This is a genomic window from Ferrovum sp. JA12, assembly GCF_001431705.1.
In the GTDB taxonomy this organism is placed as follows: Bacteria; Pseudomonadota; Gammaproteobacteria; order Burkholderiales; family Ferrovaceae; genus PN-J185.
On the sequence record NZ_LJWX01000002.1, the window covers coordinates 466,051 to 482,729 of the forward strand.

At 47.0% G+C, this 16,679-nt stretch carries 18 protein-coding genes and 1 tRNA gene; 9 read left to right on the forward strand and 10 right to left on the reverse strand.

Features of this window, described 5'->3' with window-relative positions; all coding sequences use genetic code 11:
* Positions 1-81 precede the first annotated feature (81 nt).
* Positions 82-207, forward strand: coding sequence for a small secreted protein (locus tag FERRO_RS10130; protein ID WP_152975728.1), 126 nt, complete (start codon positions 82-84; stop codon positions 205-207).
* A 54-nt stretch (positions 208-261) separates the two neighbouring features.
* Here FERRO_RS10130 and FERRO_RS07310 read toward each other — a convergent pair whose 3' ends face one another.
* Together FERRO_RS07310 and gloB are read right to left on the reverse strand one after the other, a co-directional pair.
* Positions 262-1,248, reverse strand: coding sequence for an aldo/keto reductase (locus FERRO_RS07310; RefSeq protein ID WP_056930220.1), 987 nt, complete (start codon positions 1,246-1,248; stop codon positions 262-264).
* A gap of 45 nt (positions 1,249-1,293) precedes the next feature.
* Complete coding sequence (gloB, locus tag FERRO_RS07315) at positions 1,294-2,100, reverse strand: hydroxyacylglutathione hydrolase (RefSeq protein WP_204374796.1); 807 nt, start codon at positions 2,098-2,100, stop codon at positions 1,294-1,296.
* A gap of 45 nt (positions 2,101-2,145) precedes the next feature.
* Here gloB and FERRO_RS07320 point away from each other — a divergent pair, with 45 nt between their 5' ends.
* From FERRO_RS07320 to dnaQ, 3 genes are read left to right on the forward strand one after another with little or no spacing between them, the layout of a single operon-like run.
* Positions 2,146-2,895, forward strand: coding sequence for a class I SAM-dependent methyltransferase (locus FERRO_RS07320; protein WP_152975745.1), 750 nt, complete (start codon positions 2,146-2,148; stop codon positions 2,893-2,895).
* Positions 2,896-2,915: 20 nt separating this feature from the next.
* The gene (gene rnhA / locus FERRO_RS07325) at positions 2,916-3,356 is read left to right on the forward strand and encodes a ribonuclease HI (RefSeq protein ID WP_056930221.1); all 441 of its coding nucleotides are present in this window, start codon (positions 2,916-2,918) and stop codon (positions 3,354-3,356) included.
* The gene (gene dnaQ / locus FERRO_RS07330; RefSeq protein WP_056930222.1) at positions 3,353-4,054 is read left to right on the forward strand and encodes a DNA polymerase III subunit epsilon; all 702 of its coding nucleotides are present in this window, start codon (positions 3,353-3,355) and stop codon (positions 4,052-4,054) included. The genes rnhA and dnaQ overlap by 4 nt, the downstream gene beginning before the upstream one ends.
* On the opposite strand, the gene FERRO_RS07335 is transcribed toward dnaQ, so the two are convergent.
* From FERRO_RS07335 to moaA, 8 genes are read right to left on the reverse strand one after another with little or no spacing between them, the layout of a single operon-like run.
* Positions 4,031-4,483, reverse strand: coding sequence for a DUF1841 family protein (locus tag FERRO_RS07335; protein WP_056930223.1), 453 nt, complete (start codon positions 4,481-4,483; stop codon positions 4,031-4,033). The two genes, dnaQ and FERRO_RS07335, sit on opposite strands and share 24 nt — an antisense overlap.
* Positions 4,476-5,108 (reverse strand): endonuclease III, encoded by a 633-nt coding sequence (nth, locus tag FERRO_RS07340; RefSeq protein ID WP_056930224.1) that lies wholly within the window; start codon positions 5,106-5,108, stop codon positions 4,476-4,478. Before nth ends, FERRO_RS07335 begins: the two co-directional genes overlap by 8 nt.
* A 3-nt stretch (positions 5,109-5,111) precedes the next feature.
* The gene (locus FERRO_RS10680; protein WP_275044307.1) at positions 5,112-5,336 is read right to left on the reverse strand and encodes an RnfABCDGE type electron transport complex subunit B; all 225 of its coding nucleotides are present in this window, start codon (positions 5,334-5,336) and stop codon (positions 5,112-5,114) included.
* A gap of 6 nt (positions 5,337-5,342) precedes the next feature.
* Entirely contained in the window at positions 5,343-6,344 is a 1,002-nt protein-coding gene (locus tag FERRO_RS07345; RefSeq protein WP_056930225.1) for a quinone-dependent dihydroorotate dehydrogenase, read from the reverse strand.
* Between the two features lies 1 nt (position 6,345).
* Positions 6,346-7,089 carry an arginyltransferase gene (locus FERRO_RS07350; protein WP_056930226.1) on the reverse strand — a complete coding sequence of 248 codons (744 nt, stop codon included), beginning with the start codon at positions 7,087-7,089 and terminating at the stop codon, positions 6,346-6,348.
* Between the two features lie 2 nt (positions 7,090-7,091).
* A complete protein-coding gene (gene moeA / locus FERRO_RS07355; protein WP_056930227.1) occupies positions 7,092-8,363 on the reverse strand; it encodes a molybdopterin molybdotransferase MoeA in 1,272 nt (423 codons plus the stop codon).
* On the reverse strand, positions 8,356-8,928 hold the full coding sequence (gene mobA / locus FERRO_RS07360; RefSeq protein WP_082601240.1) for a molybdenum cofactor guanylyltransferase MobA: 573 nt from the start codon (positions 8,926-8,928) through the stop codon (positions 8,356-8,358). Before mobA ends, moeA begins: the two co-directional genes overlap by 8 nt.
* 3 nt (positions 8,929-8,931) lie before the next feature.
* On the reverse strand, positions 8,932-9,957 hold the full coding sequence (moaA, locus tag FERRO_RS07365) for a GTP 3',8-cyclase MoaA (protein WP_056930229.1): 1,026 nt from the start codon (positions 9,955-9,957) through the stop codon (positions 8,932-8,934).
* A 65-nt stretch (positions 9,958-10,022) separates the two neighbouring features.
* Between moaA and FERRO_RS07370 the strand changes: the two genes are divergently transcribed.
* From FERRO_RS07370 to infC, 5 genes are all read left to right on the forward strand, one after another.
* A complete protein-coding gene (locus FERRO_RS07370) occupies positions 10,023-11,648 on the forward strand; it encodes a long-chain-fatty-acid--CoA ligase (protein WP_056930230.1) in 1,626 nt (541 codons plus the stop codon).
* 37 nt (positions 11,649-11,685) lie between these two features.
* Positions 11,686-13,938 (forward strand): arginine/lysine/ornithine decarboxylase, encoded by a 2,253-nt coding sequence (locus FERRO_RS07375; RefSeq protein ID WP_056930231.1) that lies wholly within the window; start codon positions 11,686-11,688, stop codon positions 13,936-13,938.
* Positions 13,939-13,961: 23 nt separating this feature from the next.
* Positions 13,962-14,038, forward strand: a tRNA-Val gene (locus FERRO_RS07380).
* 20 nt (positions 14,039-14,058) lie between these two features.
* Positions 14,059-15,972: a threonine--tRNA ligase gene (thrS, locus tag FERRO_RS07385; protein ID WP_056930637.1), complete on the forward strand. Its 1,914-nt coding sequence runs from the start codon at positions 14,059-14,061 to the stop codon at positions 15,970-15,972.
* A 49-nt stretch (positions 15,973-16,021) separates the two neighbouring features.
* A complete protein-coding gene (gene infC / locus FERRO_RS07390; RefSeq protein ID WP_056930232.1) occupies positions 16,022-16,621 on the forward strand; it encodes a translation initiation factor IF-3 in 600 nt (199 codons plus the stop codon).
* Positions 16,622-16,679: the final 58 nt, after the last annotated feature.

The following is a 16,679-nucleotide window of genomic DNA, read 5'->3' on the forward strand; positions in this document are numbered from 1 at the left end:
TATATCTATTACCTAAACAATTGATACTATCTTGAGGTATAGTCATTGGTCAACCGCTGCTTTCTTAGGGAGTCTCAAAATATGACAGCAAAAGTATTGTTGATGCTAGTGATGGCAAGCTTTTTACTCAGTGCGTGCAATACCGTGGAAGGGTTAGGTAAGGATATTGAAAAAACAGCAGATTGGACCCGCAACCATATGCCATAAGTTGATAGGGAAGAGGCCTGAGTGCCTTCTGTGGCAACTCAGACCCCAATCTGGTTAACGGTTGAGGGCTAGCATTTGAGGACCAGCGTAACGCTCACCCACTGCTGCACCTTGTGGAATGTGCTCGTTAATCAAGTGTAGTTCCTCTTGGTTTAAGTTAACCGCTAGGGCACCAATATTGTCCTCTAAATGATGTCGGCTTTTAGAGCCTGGAATGGGCACAATATCAGCACCTTGATGAATCACCCAAGCGATGGCGAGCTGTGCTGGGGTACAGCCTTTTTGTTGCGCCATGCTTTCAATGACTTTGACCAAGCTTAGATTTTTAGTAAAATTCTCTCCCTGAAAACGTGGCGAGCGACGACGATAATCCTCACTATCAAAGTCCTCCGGTGTCTTAAATTGTCCCGTTAAAAATCCACGACCCAGGGGGCTGTAAGCCACATAGCCAATACCGAGCTCACGGGTGGCGGGTAAAATGTCCTGCTCAGCATCCCGACTCCATAGTGAATACTCCGTCTGTAATGCGCTAATGGGATGAACTCGGTGAGCGCGTTTAATGGTACTGGCCGCCGCCTCTGATAGGCCCAGAAAACGCACTTTTCCCTCTTTGACTAAATCCGCCATGGCCCCCACTGTCTCCTCTATGGGTACCTTGGGATCCACACGATGCTGGTAATATAAATCGATGGTGTCCACCTGTAAGCGTTTGAGGGAGGCCTCGCAACACTCTTTCACGTATTGCGGGTCGCCGCGAACACCTAAAAACTCACCATTAGGGCCGCGTACATTGGCAAATTTAGTAGCAATGATCACCTGATCACGCTTACCGCGTAGCGCTTCACCCAGCAGTTCCTCATTAATAAACGGGCCGTACATGTCGGCCGTATCAAAAAAAGTCACGCCAAGATCAATGGCGCGGTGGATGGTGGAGATGGATTGTTGATCGTTGCGCTGACCATAGAATTCAGACATACCCATACAGCCTAAACCTATTGCGCTGACCTTGAGACCTTGTTGACCTAAAGACTTTAATTGCATAGCAACCCCTAATTAGTTTGAACACAAACTATATGGTAAGTCAGATTATAGACAAAGAGAAGGGGGGCTTGGGTAGCTATTTTTCCATGAACGCAGAAATGCAAATAAACAAAGAGGATGAGGGTTAAGAGTTGGAAAACGTGAGGTCAGAGCCTTGATCAGGCTCTGCTGATCGGTCCGTAAGAAAGGGTTGATGGCTAATTCGCGCTCTATGGAGGTTGGGATAGTGGCTTCGCACTCTTCTCGTAATCGCTCCACTTGCTTGGCATAAGCTTGTAATTGGGGATTATGGGGCTCCACCGCCAAGGCAAATTGCAGATTATTCTGCGTATACTCATGAGCACAGTAAACAAGTGTATCCTGGGGTAAGACTTTAATGGATTGCAGTGCTGCAAACATGCTCTCTGGGGTCCCTTCAAAAATACGTCCACAGCCCCCACTAAATAAGGTATCTCCACAAAACAGTATGCCCTGTGTGTAGTAGCCAATATGGCCCAGGGTATGGCCACTAAAATTAAGAATATCAAAGTGTAAGTCAAGATCCTCGATATGGATGCTTGAGTGCGGTGTCAGAGCATGGGTGACTCCGCTAATATTTTCTGCTAGAGGAGCATAAACACTTGGCTGATACTGCTCTGTCAGCTCTTTTATGCCGCCAGTGTGGTCTCCATGGTGATGGGTAATCAAAATAGTGGTCAGCGTTAAATCATGGGTCTTGAGAAAGTTCAATACCCCTTGCGCCTGTCCAGGATCCACCACTAAGGCCTGTTTGTTATTATGCAATAACCAAATATAATTATCTGAAAAAGCGTGGAGGCGCTGAATATGAATGGTTTGCATGTAATTTGCCATGAAAGGAGTGTTTTCCGCTAAAATAAACCCATGAATACAGAGCACATGATCCCTTGGTTAAACTCAACCCTCGGACAATACATTCTAAACCAAGAACAGCTTATCCTAGACGAAGCGGTGGCAAATATTTTTGGTTTCAATGCCTTGCAGCTCTGCTTGCCAGGTCTTGATGCTTTGCGCCTAAACCGTATTCCAAACCGCTTTCGCCTTGGCATGAATCAAGACTGTCAACTACAAGCTGACCCTTTATTTTTACCCATTGCAAGTCACAGTGTTGATTTGGTGGTATTGCCTCATCAGCTGGAGTTCTCAGAATATCCCCATGCTCTGTTAAGAGAAATTGATCGTATCACGGTGCCTGAAGGGAGGATCATTATCACTGGCTTTAATCCATTGAGTTTGTGGGGAGTCAGGCAGTTTTTCTCCATGCAACCCAAAACCTTTCCGTGGAATGGCGAGTTTATTTCCTTAAATCGCTTAAAGGATTGGTTGTCTTTGTTGGGTTTTGAATTAAATGCAGGAAGATTTCTCGCCTATGTCCCCCCCTTTAGAAGCGAACAATTACGTCAACGTTTTCGTTTTATGGAATTAGCAGGTGATCGCTGGTGGGGAGTGGGTGGGGGGGTGTATTATTTGGAAGCCATTAAGCGCGTGCAAGGTGTTCGCTTAATCACTCCTCGTTGGCAAGTGAGTATGTCAGAGAAAGTCCTCTCGCCAGCGGTTCAAGCGGCTTCACGCCAACAGGATTTGTCAGCTAAAATTGTGCCCTTGTTTCCTCCTCAAGAAAATAGTTAAGAATAGGTGTGAGTAAACTCATGGATAAGGTTGAGATTTATACGGATGGGGCTTGCCGCGGTAATCCAGGCCCTGGCGGATGGGGTGCGCTACTGTGTTATCAGGGTCATGAAAAAAGCCTCTCTGGCGGTGAGTCTTATACCACCAATAACCGCATGGAGTTAATGGCGGTGATTAAAGCCCTCGAAGCACTGCAACGCCAATGTGAAGTGACGGTTCACACGGATTCCCAGTATGTGAAAAACGGCATTACCCAATGGATTATTAATTGGAAAAAAAATGGCTGGAAAACCGCCGACAGAAAACCGGTGAAAAATGCCGATCTGTGGCAACAATTAGATGAGTTAGCTGGGCAACATGGGATTCAATGGCTATGGGTAAAAGGGCATGCAGGCCACCCAGGTAATGAGCGAGCGGATCAATTGGCTAATTCTGGTATTGATGAAATGAGTAGACGATGAGATATCTCGTTTTGGATACAGAGACCACGGGTCTTGAAACCGCTAAGGGCAACCGAGTGGTAGAAATTGGGCTGGTAGAAATTGTTAATCGTCAATTAACCGGACGAACTTTTCATCATTATTTAAATCCTGATCGCGACAGTGAACCAGGCGCCTTTGAAAAACACGGTTTAACCACAGAGTTTTTAGCGGATAAACCGCGTTTCACAGAGATTGCAGAGGATTTACTAGCGTTCATTGAAGCGTCTACTCTGATCATTCATAACGCCGTGTTTGATATTGGTTTTCTAGATTATGAACTGAAGCTCGTGGGTAGAGCTCCTCTAAAAAATCATTACCATGAGGTGATTGATACGCTGCTATTAGCCCGCGAATTGCATCCTGGTAAACGCAATACCTTGGATGCTCTGTGCGATCGCTATGGCATTGATAACACACATCGAACTTACCATGGCGCGTTGCTGGATGCTAAATTATTAGGTGATGTGTATCTTGCAATGACGCGCGGGCAGGAAGCGTTAATTGTGGATGAGCATATGGTACGGCAATCGGACACCGATCATTACATAAAGCAAGATCGCACAGCCTTGAAAGTGGTCTATGCTACGCTCGATGAACTGGATGAACACCAACAACAATTGCTACGCATTGACAAAGACAGCAAAGGTCAGTGTCTATGGTCTCAGCGCAATATTTAGAGTGTTCAGCTTTTGCGCCACAAGACTTAAGTAGCGTTGGTTATCGAGCGGCTGACCATTGACTTCTGCTTGCCACACCATTTCAGTTAAGGCATCCAACAATTCATGACGAGCTAAATGCTCATCCTTTAGAGCCAAACACAGTTTATGGTAAGACTCCTTGATACCAGGTGGCTGATCGATAGATAACTGTTCTTCAATGGCCAAGTGTAAACTCAAATGCAAAAATGGATTACTGTCGCCCTCACTGACTGACCAGTCTTTGTCTCTAAAGCGCTCCGGCTGATCAAGCAGGCTATGGTATTCAGGATGATGACTGATGATGGATAGGGCCATATCCTCAAGGGCTGTGAGAGGCTGAGCACGTTTACTTTTCTCTCTGACATCAAAAAAGAATTGACGAACTTCTGACCGGGATACATCAAACATGTTTAGCTCCATAGCCACACAGGTCTACGACGAGGCATGTCTCACACTTGGGTCGTTGGGCGGTACAGGTGTACCGGCCGTGAAGAATCAGCCAGTGGTGGGCATTCATCATAAACTCTTGTGGAATCACTTTGATTAATTTTTGTTCAATGGCTAAGGGGGTAGTACCGCGAGCGAGCCCTAGGCGCTGAGAGACTCTAAAAATGTGAGTATCCACGGCCATGGTGGGTTGACCAAAGGCGGTATTGAGTAGTACGTTAGCGGTTTTTCTGCCCACCCCAGGAAGGGCCTCTAGGGCCTCACGGCTTTTGGGCACACGCCCATTATGTTGCTCCACCAAGATTTTGGCGGTTTGCATGAGATGCTTGCCTTTACTGCGGAAAAGACCGATGGAGGAGATAGCGGCCATTAATTTCTCCTCTCCCATATCAAGTAAGTCCTGTGGCTTCTTAATGATTTTAAATAAAGGTGCGGTGGCCCGATTCACTCCTTTATCCGTAGCCTGTGCTGAGAGAATCACGGCGGTGAGCAGTTGGTAGTGATTGCCATAGCGTAGTTCTGTTTTAGGGTGGGGGTTGGCCTGTTGAAAGCGGCGAAACAGTTCGATGATGTTTTCTTTTTTCATACTCTAGAGTGTTTTCATTTCAATGCAGTCAACGGGGCAGGGGACGAGACACGCTTCGCACCCAGTGCACAATGCTTGAATCACGGTATGCATCAAGCGTGAGGCGCCCACAATGGCGTTCTCTGGACAAGCTTTTACGCAACGAAAGCAGCCGATACATGCCTCCTCAACCACCCAGGCGGTTTGCACTCGATTATCTAACCTGTGGTGTTTTTCAACGGTGATCACGATGGCTTATAAAGCTTTGAGGATGGAGTGAATCAAAGCGGGCCCTTGGAATATTAAACCACTGTAGAGTTGGATCAAGGAGGCGCCCGCTTGCATCATCGACCGGGCTCGCTCAGGGCTTGTGATACCCCCAACACCCATGATGGGGAGTTGTTTGCCCAGGTGAGAGTTCAATAAACTGACCATCTGTAAGGATTTATCAAAGAGTGGTGCGCCACTTAACCCGCCCTGTTCCCTACCATGGGGGTGATGCTGAACACGGCTATGGTCTATGGTGGTGTTAGTGGCGATGATGGCGTCCATGTCAAACTTTAGGAGTTGATCGGCAATTAATTTCGCTTCATCCTGGGTCAGATCTGGGGCAATTTTAACAGCCATGGGAACAACACGCTGGTGGATGTCGCTTAGTCGTTTTCTGGTGTCACTGAGGGTGCGCAATAGTACTATTAATTCGTCGCCCAATTGTAATTGACGCAGTTGTGCGGTGTTAGGCGATGAGATATTAATGGTGATGTAATGGGCATGAGTATAGACTCTCTCCAGCGTATAAGCATAATCTTCATGGGCTTTATCTAGAGGAGTATCAAAATTCTTACCAATATTAATACCCAGTACGCCGCGATAGTGTGCGCGTTGAATGTTTTCAAGCAGATGCTCAACGCCAGTATTGTTAAAGCCCAAACGATTGATAATGCCTTGCTCTTCAATGAGGCGGAACATACGCGGCTTAGGGTTACCAGGTTGCGCGCGAGGAGTGACGGTTCCCACCTCAATAAAGCCCACGCCAAGGGACGCTAAACCTGGCAGATATTCAGCATTCTTATCAAGTCCTGCAGCAATACCTAAGGGGTTGGGGAAAGGGATACCCATTATGTTTACCGGGTGCGAAGGTGTAGGCCCATGGAGGGCTTTGCACTTGGCTGTTTGATTAAGTCCCATCATGGCCACAAGATGGGCACTCTCAGGATCCATGGAAAAAAGCAGTGGTCGAAGAAATTGATAGAGCATATTAAAGAGTTTCCTGTGACGACACAACGAGGGGTTGCCAAATATCATTAATTAACCCCTCTAGGGGTTGATATTGAATTTTATAATTCATTTTTCTTGACTCCTTTATCCAATAGCCTAGGTAGAGCCAGGGTAATTGAAGAGTGCGACATTGCTCAAGTTGCCAAAGAATATTAAATTGCCCAAGACTGCGATGCTCTAGGGTAGGGTCAAAGAAAGTATAAACAGAGGATAATCCATCCTCTAAATAATCCACTACGCTAACCATCACCACCTGCTCCTCTAGACGAAATTCAATTAACTCTGAGTGAACTGGGGAGTGAATCAAAAAATGGATATATTGTTCTTTACTATCCGGTTCACTCTCCTCCTTCGGGTGGCGTGCCTGTTGATAGGCGAGGTAGAGCTTAAAATGTGACTCATCAAAAGCGAGCTGGCGATGGTGAATAATTAAATCTTGGTTTTTTTTAACGACTCGGCGATTGATCCTGCGCCAATTAAAGTCGGCAACATTCACTCTGACCGGCACACAAGCTTGGCACAGATCACAATAGGGGCGGTAGGTAAAGCCACCACTGCGACGAAAACCGTGACGTACTAACGCGCTGTAGATCACCCTGTTAAGGGGACTATTGGGCGAGAGAACTTGAGAGCGAGCCTCATGCTGATCTAAATAACTACAAGGATAGGGGGCAGTTAAATAAAACTGTAAAGAATCAAGGGGGAGATCGCGGGGATTGGCCATGGTTAGAGAATACCCTGAAATAACTCAACCTCGACCCACTCTCCGTCATTGACCGAGCCACTGTCCATGGGGAGCACAATAAAGCAATTTGCCTCAGTCATGGAGCTTAATACGCCAGAACTTTGATTGCCAGTGGTTTTTACCTGCCATTGCCCAGCGCTATTTTGAAACACTGTGCCACGTTGAAATTCCATGCGCCCAGGTATTTTTTTGATTTGCCCTGCTAAGGGATAGCGCACCTTGGGCACGCTCTCTCTTATTTCTTGCCCGGCAAGAGAGGCTAGGGCGTGCTGCACAAACTGATAAAAGGTTACCATCACCGCCACCGGATTGCCTGGTAGTCCAAAAAAGTGACTGTTTTTTATTTTGCCATAGGCCAGGGGCCGACCGGGTTTCATGGCCAACTTCCAAAACACCACTTGACCTAACTGGGCCATGAGATTTTTAATGAAATCCGCATCACCCACCGACACGCCACCACTACTAATAATCACATCAGCCCATAGACTCGCCTCATGAAACACTTGCTTTAAGGCTTGGGGATCATCTCGCACGACACCAAAGTCTCTTGCCTCTACCCTGAGTGAGGTTAATAACCCCTTTAGGCTGTAGCGGTTACTGTCGTATAGTTGGCCATTTTGTAAGGGCTGCCCTACGCCAACCAGTTCATCACCTGTGGAGAAGAAGGCTACCTTAAGTGGCTCATAGACTCTAAGGTTCACCATGCCTAGAGAGGCCATGAGTCCCATGTGGGCAGGGGTGATTCGGGTGCCTCGAGGAATGGCGATGGCGCCCTCCCTGATATCCTCACCTCGTCGCCGAATATTTTGACCGGCGGTAATGCCGTGACTGGAAAAACGAATTATCTCCTCTTCGCGCACCACCAGCTCCTGCATGACGACCGTATCGAGAGATTCTGGAATAACAGCTCCGGTCATGATGCGCACAGCGCATCCAGGGGGCACCTTGTCCTGAAAGGGATGGCCGGCAAAAACACTCCCTACCACTCGTAAGGTGACATCATGGTTGCGTAATTCGCCGCTGTGAAAAGCATAACCATCCATGGCGGAGTAATCACTGGAGGGAACACTCAGGGGAGCGATTAAATCCTCAGCGGTGATCCGTTCTAAGGAATCATAGACCGCAATCTCTTCAATGCGTCGGATGGGATTTAAATAGCGATGAATAATACTGCGGGCTTGATCCACACTCAAGGAGTTGGGATCATAGTCGTCGGTATTATTGATGGCGGGTAGAGAGGTGTTGTTAGTCATGGCTATACTGCTCTAATTGGGCTTGGGTGTTAAGATTGATAAAAAACTCATTATGATCAAAAAATACTTCACTGTAAGAATGCTTGTGTAACCAAGCGATTAATTTTTTGTGACCCGCGTTTAAGCTTGCTAAGAGATCGTCATGGAGTTCTTTGTTGAGTAGACAAAACACGGGTTGCGGACCCTCAGCGCTGACCACATAGGCGCATTGACTCTGTTGCGCTATCAAGGTTTCAAACAACCGCTCAATGAGGTTCAAGGGGATAAAAGGAGAGTCGCAAGGCACAAAGGCTACCCAAGGTGTAGTAGCCATTGCCAACCCCCTCTCTATACCAGCTAAGGGTCCTGAGTAGAGATCAACTTCATCCTCAACAACTGGGTAACCCCATGCCCGGTAGCGCTCTAGATTGCGGTTAGCGTTAATGATAATTTGCTGCACCTGGGGCTTTAATCTATCCAATACATGAGCGATGAGGGGACGCTCTTGAAACAGCACTAAACCCTTATCCTCCCCACTCATTCTTGAGCCTTGTCCACCCGAGAGAACGCAACCTGTTATGTTCATACTCTAGCCACCAATGTAGGACATTTCAATTTTTTTCTTTTCTCCGCTAGCGATTTGCCTGAGCTCGGAATAGCGATCGGATCGTTTTTGCCACAAAGCAATAATCATCGTTGACAGAGCCTGATCACTCGCCCCACTGCGGAGTTGTTGGCGCAGATCAAAGCCTGTGGTAGCAAACAAACAGCTATAGAGTTTACCGTCCGTAGACAAACGAATTCTGGTGCAATCGCCACAGAAGGGTTGGGTGACCGAGGTGATGAACCCCACTTTGCCGCTGTCATCCTCATAGCGATAACTTTTTGCCACTTCTCCAGGATAGCTTTGCTCCCCATCTTTAAGGGGAAACATGCGCTCTATGGTCTCCTTCATCTCTTTTGCAGGAACCACTTCTTTGGCGTGCCAGTTGTTGGTGGAACCCACGTCCATGTATTCAATAAAACGTACCGTGATGGCGGTGCCTTTGAAATAGCGCGTTAAATCTTCTAGCGCATGATCGTTAACGCCACGTTTAATCACACAATTCACTTTAATGTTCTCAAAACCCACCCTATGAGCCTCTTCAATGCCCTGAAGCACATCTTCCACATCAAAGTCAGCGTCACTCATTAATTGAAAAGTGGCGTTATCGAGCGCATCAAGGCTGACGGTCAGCCGATTGAGCCCCGCTTCCTTTAAGGCATAGGCTTTTTTGGCGAGCAATGATGCATTAGTAGTGAGAGCGGTTTCCACGTTAGGTAACAGAGATAATTGACTAATCAGTTGTTCGAGGTTTTTTCTGAGTAAAGGTTCTCCACCGGTTAAGCGGATTTTTCTAACACCCAACGTGCTAAACACTTGACCGACGCGGGCAATCTCCTCAAAGCTCAGAATGTCAGGGCGCGGAAGGTAGGGGTAATTTTGACCAAATACGGCGCGCGGCATACAGTAGCTACAACGAAAATTACAGCGGTCGGTTACTGAAATACGCAGATCTCTTAGGGGCCGCTCTAATTGGTCCACTAATTTAAAGGCTAAACGGTTATCATTCATAGTTTACTATTATAACCTCTGATGATGCTTTATTCATTTGATTTGTTGGTTTTAGGAGCCCTTTCATGTTTGGCCTGATGATGCATTCACCCCTATTAATCAGTTCGTTAATTGAGCACGCAGCCAAACACCACGCTGATACACCTATTGTGTCCAAGGAAGCGGATGGCACGATGTATCGCAGCAATTGGCGGGAAGTACACGAGCGTAGCCAATTATTAGCCAGAGCCTTAATCAAGCACGGGATACAACCAGGCGATAGAGTAGCCACCTTAGCCTGGAATACCCATCGCCATGTTGAGGCCTACTATGCCATCTCAGGCATAGGAGCAATATGTCATACCATTAACCCCAGACTCTTTAAGGAACAAATTAGTTTAATTATCAACCACGCCGAGGATAAACTGATTTTCATTGAAAAGCAGTTTATGCCGCTGATGGAGGAGTTAAAGCTCAATAACGAAGCCCTTAGCCTCGTGGTGATGGATCAGGATAGCTCTGTTTTATCAAGTCGCTATAACACCTTAAATTATGAACAATTACTGAAGGCCGTGGAGCCTGGTGCTTGGTCATGGCCACAGCTAAAAGAGAATGATGCCTCCAGTTTGTGCTATACCTCAGGCACCACTGGTATGCCAAAGGGCGTGTTGTATTCCCATCGCTCCACGGTGCTGCATGCCTTTGCCGTGGCGTTGCCTGATTCTTTAGGGTTGTCAGCGCGCGATAGCGTATTACCCGTGGTGCCTCTTTTTCATGCCAACGCATGGGGGATACCCTATGCTGCTGCCATGGTGGGCGCTAAACTGGTGTTGCCAGGACATGAGTTAGGAGGAGCTCATTTAGCTACGCTGTTAAAGCAAGAGGAGGTCACTGTCACCGCGGGAGTACCCACAGTGTGGCAGGGGTTAATCAATCACTTGCAGCACACTCAGGAGAGCCTATCCCATTTAGAGCGCCTCGGTGTGGGTGGTGCACAATGCCCATTACCCATTATTCAATTTTTTGAACAAAGAGGGGTACGTGTTATGCCAGGTTGGGGCATGACAGAAACGAGCCCTGTGGTCACCTTGATGCAACCTAAATATTCTCAACACCAGATGAGTGATGAAGAGAGACTACAATGGTTAACCAAATCAGGGCGGATTCTCTATGGCGCGGACATGAAGATAGTCGATGAGGGAGGCCAAGAGTTGCCTCAGGATGGCAAGGCGGTGGGTGAGCTGTATGTACGGGGGCATTGGGTGTGTCAGGCTTACTATCAGAACGATCAGTCACCTCTTAAAGCGGGATGGCTCGCTACCGGTGACATGGCCACCATTGATCAGGCTGGGTTTATGCAGATCACTGACCGTGCTAAGGATATGATTAAAAGTGGCGGAGAATGGATAAGCTCCCTCACTCTGGAGCAAATCGCCTCCACTTTTAATGGTGTGGCCGAGGCGGCAGTGATCGCTGCTCAGCATGAGTATTGGGGAGAGCGCCCCTTGCTCTTTATTGTGCCGCAGGCGGGGGTGGACATTGATACCGAGCAGCTCCTGAATCATCTTCAACAGCATGTCGCTAAATGGTGGGTTCCCGATCGAGTATTGATGGTGAAGGAACTGCCCCATACGGCCACTGGCAAACTAAATAAATTAAGCTTACGCAAGACATGGGGGGATGAACTTAAAAAAAATCCCCTTAATTCTTAGTGGCGTTCTATAATCCGGCCTTAATTAGGGAGAAACTATGAAATTCCGTTTTCCGGTGGTAATCATTGATGAGGATTTTCGGTCTGAGAACGCCAGTGGTTTTGGTGTGCGAGCCTTAGCCGATGCCATACAAAACGAAGGGTTGGAAGTACTTGGAGTGACGAGTTTTGGTGACATGACCTCCTTCGCCCAACAGCAAAGCCGGGCCTCTAGTTTTATTTTATCTATCGATGATGAAGAGTTCGGTGCGGGCTCAGCTGGGGAAATGGAATCGGCTCTAAAACATCTGCGTGCCTTTGTCCAAGAGGTACGTTGGCGTAATGCGGATATCCCTATCTTTTTATATGGTGAAACGCGAACCTCACGCCATATCCCCAATGATGTATTAAAGGAATTACATGGTTTTATTCATATGTTTGAGGACACACCTGAGTTTGTGGCCAAACATATTGTGAGAGAAGCCCGGGTTTATTTAGATTCTCTAGCGCCTCCCTTTTTTAGAGCACTCACTCACTACGCTTCAGATGGGTCATATTCTTGGCATTGTCCTGGTCATTCAGGTGGCGTGGCATTCTTGAAAAGTCCAGTGGGGCAAATGTTCCATCAGTTCTTTGGCGAGAATATGCTGCGTGCTGATGTGTGTAATGCGGTGGATGAATTAGGACAATTATTGGATCACACGGGGCCTGTTGCCGCCTCAGAGCGAAATGCTGCCCGTATTTTTAATGCCGATCATTTGTTCTTTGTGACCAATGGTACTTCCACCTCGAATAAGATTGTCTGGCATTCAACGGTGGCACCGGGGGATGTGGTGGTGGTGGATAGAAACTGCCACAAGTCAGTATTGCATGCCATTATGATGACTGGCGCGGTGCCGGTGTTTTTAATGCCCACTCGGAATCACTATGGCATTATTGGTCCTATTCCTTTATCTGAATTTACGCCTGAGAATATCCAGAAGAAAATTGCTGCTAACCCCTTTGCTAAACAAAATAGCGCGCCCCCGCGTGTGCTCACCATTACCCAAAGCACCTATGATGGGATTATTTATAATGTAGAAACTATTAAAACCATGTTAGATGGCCGCATTGATACACTACATTTTGATGAAGCCTGGTTGCCGCACGCCTCCTTCAGTGATTTTTATAAAAATATGCATGCTATTGGTCGCGATCGGTTGCCCTGTGAGCATTCAATGGTCATGTCAACCCAGTCTACCCACAAACTCTTGGCAGGATTAAGTCAAGCCTCCCAAATTTTAGTGCAGGACTCGCAAACGAGAAAGCTCGACCGTGACACCTTTAACGAGGCTTATTTGATGCACACCTCAACGAGCCCGCAATACGCCATTATTGCCTCCTGCGATGTGGCTGCGGCGATGATGGAGCCTCCCGGGGGAACCTCCCTCGTTGAGGAGTCCATTAAGGAAGCCTTAGATTTTAGGCGTGCCATGCGTAAAGTGGATGAAGAATGGGGAGCGGATTGGTGGTTTAAAGTGTGGGGACCTGAGCATTTCGCCGAAGAGGGGATTGGTAGCCAAGAGGATTGGTTGCTGAAACCCAATGACCGTTGGCATGGTTTTGGTGACCTCGCAGAGGGCTTTAATATGCTGGACCCCATTAAAGCCACCGTGATCACTCCAGGACTTGATGTGGGAGGAGATTTCCATGAGATAGGTATTCCCGCTGCGGTGGTCACTAAGTATTTGGCAGAGCATGGTGTGGTAGTTGAAAAAACAGGTCTGTATTCATTTTTTATTATGTTCACTATCGGTATTACTAAGGGGCGCTGGAACACCATGGTAACGGAGTTGCAACAATTTAAAGATGATTATGACCGTAACCAGCCCCTATGGCGCGTACTACCTGAGTTTGTAGCCAAATATCCCCGTTATGAGAAATGGGGGTTGAAAGAGCTGTGCGATAAAATTCATGAGGTCTATCGCGATAATGATGTGGCTCGCTTAACCACCGAGATGTATTTGTCAGACATGGTACCGGCCATGAAGCCTGCCGACGCTTTTGCTAAAATGGCCCATCGAGAAATTGAGCGAGTACCCTTGGATCACCTGGAAGACCGGATCACGGCAGTATTGTTAACTCCTTACCCTCCCGGTATTCCGTTACTGATTCCAGGGGAGCGCTTTAATGCCACCATTGTGCGTTATTTAAAGTTCGCTCACGCCTTTAATGAACGCTTCCCAGGCTTTGAAACCGACGTTCATGGTTTATCAAAAGTGGTGGTGGATGGGGTGGCTCGTTTCTATGTTGATTGCGTGAAACAAGATTAACAGATAGAATCTATGGTTTTATTAGGCGCGTAGCTCAGCTGGTTAGAGCACCACCTTGACATGGTGGGGGTCGTTGGTTCGAGTCCAATCGCGCCTACCAATCTTTTCAGACATGAAACAGTGATAAATATTCATTTACCAGATGGTTCCGTACGCTCCTTTGAGCACTCAGTGACGGTGGCTCAGGTGGCCTCTAACATTGGCTCTGGCCTCGCTCGAGCGGCGCTTGCTGGTCGTGTGGATGGTCGCTTGGTTGATTTGTCGCACACCATTGATCACGATGTGCAGCTTGCTATTGTCACGGACAAAGATCCCGAAAGTTTAGAGATTATCCGTCATTCCACAGCCCATTTATTAGCCCATGCCGTTAAAGAATTATTTCCTGAAGCGCAGGTGACAATTGGTCCTGTTATTGAAAATGGTTTTTTCTATGATTTCTCCTACCAAAGAGCTTTTACCACTGAGGATCTTGAGTTAATTGAACAGCGTATGGCAATCCTGGCTAACCAGGATTTTAAGATTCAGCGCGAAGAGATGGAACGTGATGCGGCCATCAATTATTTCAAAGGATTGGGGGAAGCCTACAAGGCTGAAATCATCACCAGTATTCCTTCCACTGAAACTTTATCGCTGTATCGGCAAGGTGGATTTGTGGATTTGTGTCGTGGTCCCCATGTGCCCTCAACGAGTAAATTAAAAGTCTTTAAACTCACTCACGTGGCTGGTGCCTATTGGCGTGGGGATTCTAAGAATGAAATGCTCACCCGCGTTTATGGCACCGCCTGGACTAAAAAAGAAGATCTTGAGGCTTATCTTTTTAGAATTGCAGAGGCGGAAAAAAGAGATCATCGTCGTTTAGGTAAGCAGCTGGATTTGTTTCATATTCAGGATGAAGCCCCGGGGATGGTATTTTGGCATCCTAAGGGGTGGGCTCTCTGGCAGGCGGTAGAGCAATATATGCGTCAGGTATACCGTAACAACGGTTACCAAGAAATTCGTTGCCCCCAAATTCTTGACCGAACCCTATGGGAGAAATCTGGTCACTGGGAAAACTTTCAGAAGAATATGTTCACCACGGAGTCTGAGGCACGGGATTTTGCCATTAAACCCATGAATTGCCCAGGTCATGTGCAAGTATTTAATCAAGGGTTAAGAAGTTACCGGGAATTGCCCCTACGTTATGGAGAGTTTGGCTCCTGTCACCGTAACGAACCTTCTGGTTCATTACATGGGGTGATGCGGGTGCGCGCTTTCACCCAGGATGATGGCCATATTTTTTGTACTGAGGAACAAATTCAAGCGGAAGTGTTGGCTTTTATTAAGTTACTACAGAGGGTATATCAAGACTTTGGTTTTGATGATATACAATATAAATTGGCTACTCGACCCGCCCAGCGAGTGGGCTCTGATGCCATTTGGGATAAAGCCGAGAGCGCTCTAGAAAACGCTCTGCAGAGTACGGGAGTTCACTTCGAGCGGTTGCCTGGGGAGGGGGCTTTTTATGGTCCTAAAATCGAGTTTCATTTGCGCGACAGTATTGGTAGAACCTGGCAGTGTGGCACCATTCAGGCAGACTTTTCTATGCCCGGGCGCCTTGGTGCTGAGTATGTGGCAGAAGATAACTCCAAACAAGTACCCGTCATGTTGCACCGTGCTGTTTTAGGATCCCTTGAGAGATTTATTGGTATTTTGATTGAGCATTACGCCGGAGCGATGCCTCTGTGGCTGTCGCCCGTTCAGGTGGTGGTGGCGACTATTACTTCAAATCAGGCTTTGTATGCGGAAGAATTGGTTAACACCTTGAAAGAAAAAGGCTTCAGGGCCATCGCAGACTTGCGTAATGAGAAAATAAACTATAAAATACGAGCCCATAGTATGGATAAGGTTCCTTACCAAATTATTGTTGGTGACAAGGAGATGGCGTCGCAGACAGTATCTGTGAGGGGTCGCGCTGACAAAGACTTGGGAATTATGACGCAAGAGGCTTTATTGGCGCTACTGCAGCAAGAATCCCTGTTCGTGAAGACCTTTTAGTGTTGCACACCCTTTGAGTGGGCAACGTGATTGTTTTTTTTAGGAGAGTTTGACCATCATTCAATCTAAAGAATTAAGGATTAACAGCGAAATTAGTCTCGCTGAGGTAAGGCTTGTTGGAATAGAAGGTGAGCAGTTAGGGATTGTAAAAATAGCTGAGGCCTTACGCCTGGCTGAAGAGGCAACCGTTGATTTGGTTGAAATTGCTCCTAACGCTGCTCCTCCCGTGTGTCGGTTGATGGATTACGGTAAGTATAAATATCGTGAAAGCAAACGACTACATGAAGCAAAAGTAAAGCAAAAACAAATTCAGGTAAAGGAAATTAAATTTCGTCCTGGTACCGATGATGGCGATTATGCTATTAAGGTCAGAAACTTAATTCGTTTTTTGAGCGAAGGCGATAAAACCAAAGTGACTTTACGTTTTAGAGGACGTGAAATGAGTCACCAAGAATTGGGCTTTAATCTTCTAAAGCGGGTAGAGGCCGATTTGTCTGCCCACGGAGTGGTGGAACAGTTTCCTAAAATGGAAGGACGACAAATGGTGATGGTCCTCGCGCCCAAGAAAAAAGAATTGCTTAAAGAAGCTAAGGCTCCTAAGCCCAAGGACACCCCTACTGAATCAACCCAAAGCGGTGGTTCGGTTTAGTATCAAGTTGTAGGAAAGTTGTACATAAGGCCGTTCTAGGTTAACAAGTGTTAGGGGG